This is a genomic window from Ruegeria sp. SAZA006 (genome assembly GCF_059613465.1).
Genome location: NZ_JBXWSO010000011.1, coordinates 1 through 9,537, shown reverse-complemented (window position 1 = coordinate 9,537; position 9,537 = coordinate 1). Strand labels below are relative to the sequence as shown.

The 9,537-nt window shown below is 52.6% G+C and carries 11 protein-coding genes; 7 read left to right on the top strand and 4 right to left on the bottom strand.

Annotated elements, in window-relative coordinates:
* Positions 1 to 61: 61 nt before the first annotated feature.
* Together AC2FNZ_RS11765 and AC2FNZ_RS11760 are read right to left on the bottom strand one after the other, a co-directional pair.
* Positions 62 to 433, bottom strand: coding sequence for a hypothetical protein (locus AC2FNZ_RS11765; protein WP_496840759.1), 372 nt, complete (start codon positions 431 to 433; stop codon positions 62 to 64).
* A gap of 67 nt (positions 434 to 500) precedes the next feature.
* On the bottom strand, positions 501 to 2,141 hold the full coding sequence (locus tag AC2FNZ_RS11760) for a sulfatase-like hydrolase/transferase (RefSeq protein ID WP_496840758.1): 1,641 nt from the start codon (positions 2,139 to 2,141) through the stop codon (positions 501 to 503).
* 382 nt (positions 2,142 to 2,523) lie between these two features.
* Between AC2FNZ_RS11760 and AC2FNZ_RS11755 the strand changes: the two genes are divergently transcribed.
* The 4 genes from AC2FNZ_RS11755 (at position 2,524) to AC2FNZ_RS11740 (ending at position 6,526) form a co-directional block, all read left to right on the top strand.
* The gene (locus tag AC2FNZ_RS11755; protein ID WP_496840757.1) at positions 2,524 to 3,882 is read left to right on the top strand and encodes a tetratricopeptide repeat protein; all 1,359 of its coding nucleotides are present in this window, start codon (positions 2,524 to 2,526) and stop codon (positions 3,880 to 3,882) included.
* Positions 3,883 to 5,376: 1,494 nt separating this feature from the next.
* Positions 5,377 to 5,514 (top strand): hypothetical protein, encoded by a 138-nt coding sequence (locus tag AC2FNZ_RS11750; RefSeq protein WP_170337404.1) that lies wholly within the window; start codon positions 5,377 to 5,379, stop codon positions 5,512 to 5,514.
* Entirely contained in the window at positions 5,514 to 6,203 is a 690-nt protein-coding gene (locus AC2FNZ_RS11745; RefSeq protein WP_496840756.1) for a hypothetical protein, read from the top strand. The genes AC2FNZ_RS11750 and AC2FNZ_RS11745 overlap by 1 nt, the downstream gene beginning before the upstream one ends.
* 74 nt (positions 6,204 to 6,277) lie before the next feature.
* Complete coding sequence (locus tag AC2FNZ_RS11740; RefSeq protein WP_039524390.1) at positions 6,278 to 6,526, top strand: ParB N-terminal domain-containing protein; 249 nt, start codon at positions 6,278 to 6,280, stop codon at positions 6,524 to 6,526.
* Here the strand turns inward: AC2FNZ_RS11740 and AC2FNZ_RS11735 are convergent.
* Together AC2FNZ_RS11735 and AC2FNZ_RS11730 are read right to left on the bottom strand one after the other, a co-directional pair.
* The gene (locus tag AC2FNZ_RS11735; RefSeq protein WP_496840755.1) at positions 6,518 to 7,531 is read right to left on the bottom strand and encodes a fatty acid desaturase; all 1,014 of its coding nucleotides are present in this window, start codon (positions 7,529 to 7,531) and stop codon (positions 6,518 to 6,520) included. The two genes, AC2FNZ_RS11740 and AC2FNZ_RS11735, sit on opposite strands and share 9 nt — an antisense overlap.
* A 72-nt stretch (positions 7,532 to 7,603) precedes the next feature.
* Positions 7,604 to 7,810 carry a cold-shock protein gene (locus AC2FNZ_RS11730; RefSeq protein WP_171634728.1) on the bottom strand — a complete coding sequence of 69 codons (207 nt, stop codon included), beginning with the start codon at positions 7,808 to 7,810 and terminating at the stop codon, positions 7,604 to 7,606.
* Between the two features lie 83 nt (positions 7,811 to 7,893).
* Here AC2FNZ_RS11730 and AC2FNZ_RS11725 point away from each other — a divergent pair, with 83 nt between their 5' ends.
* From AC2FNZ_RS11725 to AC2FNZ_RS11715, 3 genes are all read left to right on the top strand, one after another.
* Entirely contained in the window at positions 7,894 to 8,352 is a 459-nt protein-coding gene (locus tag AC2FNZ_RS11725; RefSeq protein ID WP_496840754.1) for a tyrosine-type recombinase/integrase, read from the top strand.
* Positions 8,353 to 8,572: 220 nt separating this feature from the next.
* The gene (locus tag AC2FNZ_RS11720) at positions 8,573 to 9,097 is read left to right on the top strand and encodes a recombinase family protein (RefSeq protein ID WP_496840753.1); all 525 of its coding nucleotides are present in this window, start codon (positions 8,573 to 8,575) and stop codon (positions 9,095 to 9,097) included.
* A 6-nt stretch (positions 9,098 to 9,103) separates the two neighbouring features.
* Complete coding sequence (locus AC2FNZ_RS11715) at positions 9,104 to 9,406, top strand: recombinase family protein (RefSeq protein WP_496840760.1); 303 nt, start codon at positions 9,104 to 9,106, stop codon at positions 9,404 to 9,406.
* Positions 9,407 to 9,537: the final 131 nt, after the last annotated feature.

The window sequence follows — 9,537 nt, the reverse complement described above, 5'->3', positions numbered from 1 at the left end:
GCTTGTGTCTCTTCGTTGCCATTCTGATCCTCCGTTTTCCTAAACATAACGGCGGACCACTTCATTGGGGGAGGATCCACTCCAAACCAAGTGCGGATTTTTTGCTCCAGGTGTCAGACAAGGGTTTCTGTGAGGGAAAGTAGATCAGCTTGAAGCTGGTCTTTTCGAACCCGTTGAACCTTTCGCCAGTCGCATTCGTTGAATTGTAGTGGAGCTTGCATTTGAGTTTTAGATCAGGGCGCAGCATGTATGCACCATCGACAAAGGCATCCTGAAGGTCTGTACCCCCTCCCAAATCAAAATACTGATATCGAATGTCGGTGTTGTTCACCACAGCCAACGGAATTGACGCGTTTTCCTCAGCTTCGGCTGCATAGCCCACCACGAGCAGCGCAGAGATCAGGGGAACAAAACACAGGAAGATGCGTGGCATCATATGCCTGAGAGAAATTGAATGGTCTGGTTAGACGGCGACGGGTTTGCGCCGCCGTCTACATTCATCATTGCCAACTGGAGAAGACTTCTCGGGTCAGTTCGCTTTCAGGACGAAGGTTCTCGATCCCCTCATACGGAACGCCCTTTCCCAGTGGCAGATGCGGGTGCTTTGCTATAGTTTTCTGATGGCGCTTCACCATGTCTTGGAAAGATGCACCGGACCATAGTGAGTACCCGACAAGCGGATGTTCTTCACGTGGGTCTCGATAGACATTGAAAACGGGGGCCGCAGCGCCGGGCTGGCCGGGGGCCGGCAAATGCATCTTGAACTCTTGCTTCACAACTGAGCGCAAAACAGGCCCTTCGTACACGTAGACGTAGTCACGGCGCGAATTGCCTTCTCCCTCAAGCAACAATGCCGTCTGGTCGATGCCATCAATCACACGGTCCCGTGGAATACGGTCAGTCGCACCTGCTATACGGGCGAAGGTGGTGAACAGGTCAGATACGTGCACGATGTCACCTGCCGCGCTGCCCGCCTCAATGGCGCCGGGCCAGCGGATAAATGCATCGGTTCGCACTCCGCCTTCAAGGTGCTGTGTCTTTCCGCCGCGATATATCAGCTGGTTCAGGCCGGATGTACCTTCGTAGTGGTACATCAAACCATTGTCGGCCATGATCATGACGACGGTATTGTCTGCCTTGCCGGTTTCATCCAGTTTGGCCAGAACGTCGCCGATCCAACCGTCCAAAACTTGCAATTTGTCTGCATGAAAACCACCATTGCGAGATACGGCCTGCTCAGGATAAGCAAAGTTCAGCGGATAGAGTGGCCAGTATTGCATAAAGAATGGCGCGTCCTGCGAAGCCAGCCGCTCTAGCTGCTCCAATGCTTGACGCTGATAGCGCAAGTTCATTTCCTCGTATTTCGCTTGGGTCCATTCTTCGCCCGGTGCCATGTCGACTTCACGAGCAAGGCCGCCAGCTTCCCCTTCAACGCCAGTTACCAGACCATAGGGCTTGAATCGCTCATCCAACTGGAACTGGTTGGACTGACCGGATGAATGGAAACCAAGCATATTGTTGGCGACCATCGCATCACGTGTCATCAGGCTGAGCTGAACCTGCTGATGCAAGGGGAATGCGGCCCAATCAAACCCTTGGTTGTGCGGATAGGCCTGCTCAATATCACCTTGATGCCATTTCCCAACGTGCACAGTGTTGTAACCTTTTTCCTTTAGTATCTCGGCAATGGTGACTTCTTCGGCCGCAAGGCCTTCGCCAACCAGCGCAACTTTGACCTCTTCGACGCCTGCACGCACCGGGTGGCGACCGGTCAACATCGCCGTTCGGGTCGGTGTGCAAGATGGCTCAGTGTACATTCTCATCAAAGACATGCCTTCCGTGGCAAAGTCATTGATGTTGGGCGTATCGAAACCGGTGACGTAGTTCATCGTCCGGTTGCCCATTTGACCGAAACTCACATCGTCAATCAGAATGTAGAGGATGTTGGGTGGTTGCCCTTCATTCGCGTCACGGATCTCGGCAAGCTTAACTTCTATCTCCGAATCCTGAGCATCCCATTGCTCTGCGAACTGCGCGCGGAGAAACTCGAACTCGCCGTCGTGTATGATGGGCGCTTCTTGAGCATAGCTCGCACCGGCCATCAGCACTAACGCCGAGGCTTGTTTCAAAATAAATCTCATCGGTATCCCTTCCCTACTGTGAGCTACATCTTTCCTGCCCGGAGCAGTGACCGGGCAATTTCATCCCGAAGACCATCCAAAGACTCGCGTATGTCGCAGGCAATCGGGAACGACTGACTCCCCGGCTCAGTGTTCACGGAGAGGTACTCGTCACTGAGAAGCTGATAGTCTCGGCAGATTTCATCGAAAACGGTGTCCGCCCGCCTTAGGTCCGCAATCGCGGCCTGATGGTTGGGAAACAGACTATCAACGGCGTCACTCTTCACTTGTATGTCGCATTCGATGGATCAGCATAATTTCGATTAGAAAAACGAATTCACTTCTCACAATAGGTTTATCGGGGCATAATACGGTGTAATGAGGGGCGTTTCTTTCTGAAAAAATGGAATTATCTGAAAGCGCATCAGTAATCGCGAACGAACGTGAAGTGCCTGCCGCCAAAGATGTGCGGGCTGCACTTCAGCGGCTTATGAGGTCCTCAACCTTCGAGGGGTCACAGCGACTACAGGACTTTCTTGCGTATGTGGTCGAGGAGTCTCTCAATGGAAGGGCCGATGAAATTCGCGCCAAGACGATTGCAATGGATGTCTATGGCGGATCAATGTCCGAGATGGCGCGCCGTGAAAATGTGGTGCGAGTGGACGCTGGGCGCCTGCGCCGCAAGCTTGCCGAATATTACGCTGCAGATGGGCACGAGGAAAAAACGGTGTTTGAACTGCCAAAGGGTGGTTACGCACCTCGGATTACGAGGAGCGGCTCCGAAATGGCTCACCCCCACTTCTCCGAGCTGGAAGCCAGTGCTCGTGCATTGGCACGGCCAGCTGTTAGGATTGTCGGGATCACAATTCTAGGCTGTTGTGCGATTGCTTTTTGGGTGAGCTCGACAAAGCAGGATGTTCCAACTGACTTATCGGTCGATGGGCTGAGCCGTGATGAGCGCAGCGCCATTTTTGATGCATCCCCAATGCGTCTTCAGGCTGTAAATCTGGCCCATACTGGTCGGGACCTGATCTTTCCGGCCTTGGAACCTGCGCGTCTTGACGCGGCCTTAACCATATTCCAGGGAGCAATTGAAAACGACGACAGCTATTTCGGCGGCCATGCAGGCGCTGCACAAGTCGCCGCCACAATTGCAGTGCTGACATCCGACGTCGACCTAGCTCAGGACATGTTGAACTACGCGGACACTCAGGCCAACAGGGCCATCGAATTGGCTCCGGAAGCGGGGTGGAGCCAAGCCGCAATGGCTTGGGTCAAATTTGCCAAGGGAAACTGGCTTGAAGCCATAGAATTTGCGCAAAGAGCACGGCGTTTGGCACCACACGATGTACATGTTTTGGAGTTCGTGTCGCTGGTCCTGCTCTATTCCGGTTCGTTTGAACAAGTCGTAGAAATTAGCGAGGACGCACTCTCAAAAATCGAGCTAGAGCGGGGTTATGTTTTTCAGAACGCGATGGGGTCAGCAAAGTTCCATATGAAGGACTATGAAGGCGCTGTGTCAGCCTTTGAAAGCGTAGCTGAAAAAGGCGGCCCTGTGGGACCAGTAACCGTTGCTTACCTTATGGCGTCACATCAGATGTTGGGGAATAAGGCAGAAGCACAAACTCTATCTGAGCAACTGTCACGCGAGTGGCCTGACAGTCGCGTGGATGCGCTCTTTGAGGAGCTATTTGTAGATTCGAAATACGGCAAAGACCTCAGTTACGCCATGAGACAAGCCAATTGGAAACCACCAAGTTAGGAGTTTGAATTCAAATTTCGGCCAATAGTGTTTCTCACAATGTCATTGAGACCGAAGCTCAGCGACTGTACCATGCCCGCTTCATGTGCATTGCTGTAATTTGAGCATCGCGCGGCATGCGGCACTTTTGTCGCTGCACTGCTCCTGATGACGTCTGGCCAATCATCTATAGACACCTGGAAACCTTGATCACGTACAGCACTTTCGCGGCGCTCAGGCCCGATAAGGGCGACGCGAGACAAAGTTGGTATTCGCTGTTGGTCCAGTCCGAAATCTCTACAACGTCAGACCGGTGCCAGTTAATTTCTTTCGGAGGCTTGTTTGGCAACTTGGTCACCTGCAGTTTCAAATACTACCAGCCCTAGCGGCGCTGCCACGGCGACGAAGGAAAGTTCCTTGACTCTATCGCTGCCACGAACCACAAAAGTGTATTGGTGAAAGTATCTCGTCGCCGCGATGCTGCCGGTTACGATAAACCAATGGCCTTCAGACTAACTGTAGCATGTGCCCCAGCATAGGAACGGGTTTCGCTGGGGTCTTCGCTATGAGCTCGTTCCTCGCAAGCATTTGCAACTGTCACCGGACATGCACCTGTCATCGCGTGACCAAGGAAAGAAGGCGCCGCATGAACAGCACTTGGCACATGAATTGCGTGTTTGATGCCCGATAGATCAGGTCTCTGGCTCCGTTTGGATCAGTCACTCATTGGGTTTACGCGCTACATACTTTGTTTGATCTCGACACTTTTGGTGTCGCTCTCAGGAACGCAGCTTGCTGCCCAAGTCGCAGGCAATGCCAGTGCATCGGTTTGTGACGAAGGTTTCGAAAACAGAAACGGATCCTGCCAAAGTCCAGACGTACCCCAAAACGCATATTTAACGGGTAGCTCCTATGGCCGCGGGTGGGAATGCAATCACGGTTTTCAGAATGTCGGAGAACTCTGTGAGAAAATAAGAGTTCCTGAAAATGCCTACCTGGCATCAACCGGGGATCAGTGGACGTGCAATCGGCTGTTCCAGCGTGCCGGAGAAGAGTGTGAAGAAGTGATTTCGCCCCAAAATGGGTACGTCGAAACTCGGTTTGGCGTGCAGGAAATACACTGCAACTGGGGATTTCGTAAAGAGAACCAGAATTGTGTTGCAATAGATGTCCCAAAAAACGGTCGTCTGAGCGACAAAAGAAGCTCGGATGGATGGGTGTGCCTCAGAGGTTACAGGGCGGCGGAGAGCAGCTGTGAACCAGTGGCAATTCCACAGGATGCATATCTCGCCCCTGAGACTTTTTCCGGATGGAAATGCGAACGTGGTTTTCGCGCAAACCGGAACAGGTGCGATAAGATTCAAGTTCCTTCCAACGCTCATTTGAACCGAAGAGGTGACGGTTGGGAATGTAATCGTCCATTCACAAGACAGAACGATACGTGCACGGAAAATGTGCCATAACAATGCGTTGGTGGAAACCTATGCCGCATGAGAAATTAGGAAGGACAAAGCCGTGAACAATGACTCGATTGATGAAAACCTGGGCAAGAGCATCAAGGCTGAAAAGGCGCGTCGCCGGTCCAATGGGATAAAGATATCTATTGCATCGGCAGTGTTTGTCGCAGCGATAGTTGTAGTGGTGTTTCTCTGATGCGCAAAAATACCCCTCAAATTACCCTTTCCGGTTCAAAGATGTCAGCTCGAGGTCTGGAACAACGAGCATTTCAGGACCGCAGTGTTCGTAAGTCGCGGAACGCTGACGTATCAGGAGTGATTGAGGAAGAGTTTGGAAAGTACTTGATCAAGGCCGGCGTTCTGAGCGGCGATAGTGTTGCACGGGCATTTCCCAAACCGCCGGCCAAAACGCAGACAATGATTGCCGATGCAGTTGGAGAAACACCAGCATTGGCTATAGAAGCCTTGAAAGAAATTCTCGAAGAACGAGACAGGAAGCGTAGCGGTCAACGCCGTTTGGAGGGAAACTCCGGAACCCTCGTTCCCAGTGAAAGAGAATATGCCGAGGCATTGCGCCAGATCAGGCTCACCCCTGCGCAGGTCAGGTTGCTGAAAGCACTTACAATCGCGGGTAAGGACGGTCTGACCATTGGTAACTTGTCTCAGGCGGCCGGTTACAAATCGCGCGAAGCCTCTATCAAGGTCTTCAAGAAAATCGGGCTATTGATTGCGGAATATCTGGAGCTGGATCTTCCCGAAGCCGGATCGGCACAGAATGATGGAGCCGCACAGGTTCTGGCATTTTCTTACATCGAAAGTGACGACGAGCCCGCAACTTGGATTATGCATCAGGAACTGCGCGACGCTGTTCGTTCAGTTCTATGACGCACGTTCCAGCCCCCGCTTTTGAAGTGAGCTCTAAATCGGAACAAATGTACGAAAGGTTGGTCACGTAGCTTATGTTGGAGAAACGACCATATCCGCTCGACCTGATTTATGTACCTGTGAAACGGGCAAAAACGCTTGATCAACAAAAAGTTCTGACGCTGGCCGAAGATATTCTGAAAAACGGCCAGAAGACCCCGATCCAGATACGCTCGGACAACAAGAGATTCGTGCTGATTGAAGGCCTTCACCGGTTAGAGGCCATTCGTGCCTTGGGCGGTGATACAGTCGAAGCCTACCTGGTACGCGCCAGGCTACACTAAATGCCCATTGGAATTGGCGTTCGACAAAGCCTCGGAAAATGTCAGCAGGCGCTGGCTTTTTTCGTCCCAAAGATGCAATCGTGCACAGTGAAGGCTCTCATATAGAGTAATACGTTGGCAATTTTCCAACTCGGAATGGTCCCGCAAAACTTCGTTTAGCCGATAAAACGGTATGCGGCTGGCAAGGTGGTGAACATGGTGAACGCCAATATTTGCAGAGAACCAAAGCAGGATGCCTGGTAAGGCATAATGAGAACTTCCATAGAATGCGGCGTCCTGAAGGTTCCACTCTTCTTCCCGTTCCCATGTCGTGTGTTCAAACTGGTGTTGAATATAGAAAAGCCAAATACCAATCGAGGCGGCGACGATCATGGTTGGCAGGAATACATAAACCAGCACATCCAGGCCTCCGGTCCAAAAAATCAGGGCCAGGACCACCGCAATCGCGGCGTTTGTTCCCATTGCGCTTGCCCAATACAGCCAGCCTGACCGCATGAAACCAAAGGGTAAGCGATTTTGCAGAAAGAACGTGTAGACAGGCACGATACAGAACAGGAAGAAGGGGTTCCGGATTAACCTGTAAGCGGCACGACCGGCCCACTTGCGCTTCAGGTATTCCTCTACAGTCAACGTAGGGATATCGCCCATCCCGCGCCGATCGAGGTTGCCGGTTGAGGCGTGGTGAATCGCGTGGCTTTGCCGCCAGACGTCATAAGGTGTGAGGGCGAGAACACCCAAGACCCGGCCTGTCCAATTGCAAACGGTACGGTTTTTAAAAAATGATCCGTGACCACAATCATGCATGATGATGAAGAGACGCACCAGAAATGCAGCGTTAAGGATTGCCAGTGGAATAGCGACCCAGACACCAAGGGAAAGCGCAAACCACGCTGCGCCCCATAGCGCGAAAAAAGGGATAACAGTAATAGTCAGTTCAAAAACACTACGCTTCGTATCGGGTACGCGGTATTGAACGAGCGCCCGGGTCAATTCCTGCTGTTGCAACTGACTTGTTCTCCAACGGATCTTGGGAACCCTCTGAGCAACCGGGCACCCCAAAAGGATGCCCGTTGCAGGCTATGCGAGTGCCAGGTTGGAAGCGCTGTCGCGTCCGTCACGGCCAGCTTCGACGTCGAAGGTAACCTTCTGGCCGTCCTTCAATTCGCTAATGCCGGAACGCTCAAGTGCGGAAATATGCACGAACACGTCGCGCTTCCCATCTTCAGGCTCGATAAAGCCAAAACCTTTGGTTGAGTTGAACCATTTTACTGTGCCATTTGCCATGGTGGAAGTCTCCTAATGCTTGTCGCCCGCACCATTGCGGCGACTCGGCGTGGTCGGTCTGAATCGAGAGACTGAACGCCGAATTGAGGAGACAGCAGGTCGAAAAAGAAAAACGTAAGCCGTGTGTATATGGACTTTGGGTACGCACGATACAAGCCCGGTTGCTTTCGAATTTCTTCTTTCGGCTGAGGACACCAAAGACAAAAAAAGAGCGCTGGTTTCCTCTACCCAAATTACTGGTGCAACCGATGGTGTCTTATCTGGGGATCTGTCGTCCGATCCTGGTTGGACCCAAGACATCCAATGCGCTGTGGATCAGCCAATATGGAGACCCGATTATCGCCAATGGCCTGTCTCGTGAGCTGCCGAAAGCGGCAAAACGCTTGCTGGGCGTTAAGTTGCGCACACACAATTTTCGGCACATTGCGGCGACCAGCATCGCAGAGACAGACCCGGAACATGTCAACATCATCCGGGATATCCTCGGACATGCCACGCTGGACATGTCTCAGAAGCATTACAATCGTGCCATCGGACTGTAAGCCTGTGACGACTACCAATCTCTCCTGCAGGCAAAGATGAAGACCTTGGGTCGCAAACGACAAGTTATCGCACCCAAAAGCCGCTCGTCAGTTCGGCCAAATACCTATGACCGAAGCATCCTTCATTGCAACGGGTTGCAATCGAAAGTACAAAACACGGCCCAATCCATGCCTATAATGGGTTGGGCCAGCCAGCTCCTAAGGCCGAACGGCCCGACCCATGCGCGCCGCTATCCACGCCGGCTACTCCACCGATCTTCAAAGTGACGCCTCCATTGAGGACCAGCATCGGCTGTTTCTGCGCTTGATCAATAGCAATGGTTGGCAGGAGGCCCAGACCTTTTCCGACCGAGGACTGAGCGGAGCATCTCATCTTCGCTCTGGCTATCAACGGCTTTTGGAAGACGCCCGGCTTGATAATTTCGAAGTCGTCGTAGCCGAAGGTCTCGACCGCTTCAGCCGGGATCAGGAACATATCGCGGCCTTTTTCAAGCAGATGCGGTTTCAGGGCATCCCGATTGTAACCGTGGCAGAGGGGGAAATTTCTGAACTGCATATCGGTCTCAAAGGCACTATGAGCAGCCTGATCCTGAAAGACCTGGCTCAAAAGACCCATCGCGACCTTGAAGGACGTGTGCGTAAAGGTAAATCAACCGGTGGTATCACATACCGTTACGACATTGCGCTAGATATGGACGCAGACGGGTCTATCACCACAGGGGAACGGCGGATCAATGAAAGCTAAGCCCAGATCGTTCAACGTATCTTTCAGGACTACAGCCATGGGCAAAGCCCACGCAACATCGCTGCTCAACTGAACAATGGGGGCATTCACGGCCCCCTTGGCACATGGGGATCATCGACGATCTACGGCAACTACCAGCGTGGCACCGGCATCTTGAACAACGAACTCTGTATCGGGCGGTTGGTTTGGAATCGGCAGCGTTTCGTCAAAGATTCAAACACCGGCAAACGGCAGGCGCAACTGAACCCGCCTGAAGACTGGGTAGTAGAAGACGTGCCCGATCTACGGATCATGTCCGATGACCTGTAGAACGTTGTGAAGGGGCGACACGAAGAAACGCGCAGCGCCGCAATCGGCCTATCGGGCGGATCGGCTGCCGATAGCGACAGATCATCAGGGTCTACTTTCACCCATCGGCTTGTGATCGGACTGTCCCGTTC